Below are 390 nucleotides of genomic sequence, written 5' to 3'. Positions count from 1 at the left end.
CCTCCACAAAAGCCAGCGCTTCTGCACCACCTTCTGCGATCTGAAAAACCGCCGCATCTTCGATGTCCAGCCCGGCAAAAGCGAAGCCGATCTCGCCAAATTTCTCAACAAACTCAAAGGTCGGGAGCAGGTGAGAGTCGTTTGCATCGACCTCTCAAGTTCCTACCGCAGCCTCGTGCGGCGCTACTTCCCCAACGCCCGCATCGTGGCAGACCGGTTCCACGTCGTACGTGTCATCCAGCACCACTTCATGCAACTGGCGCGTCATCTGGTGGCCAATCTTAAAAACCACCGTGGCAACCTCGCCGCCCTGCGCAAAGCTCCTGAACGGCTCGGTGAAAAGCAACGAAAGCGACTCGACAAACTCTTCGCCGCCCACCCGATCCTCAA

Annotated in this window: 1 protein-coding gene; it reads left to right on the top strand. The window is 57.7% G+C overall.

Annotated elements, in window-relative coordinates:
• Positions 1–390: transposase (locus JIN85_RS21010; protein WP_200274537.1), on the top strand; the 390-nt coding region annotated here is incomplete at both ends.

It is taken from the genome of Luteolibacter pohnpeiensis (assembly GCF_016595435.1).
Lineage (GTDB): Bacteria > Verrucomicrobiota > Verrucomicrobiia > Verrucomicrobiales > Akkermansiaceae > Luteolibacter > Luteolibacter pohnpeiensis.
Note: the sequence above shows the minus strand (reverse complement) of the source record. Positions and strands in the feature narration are given on the sequence as shown.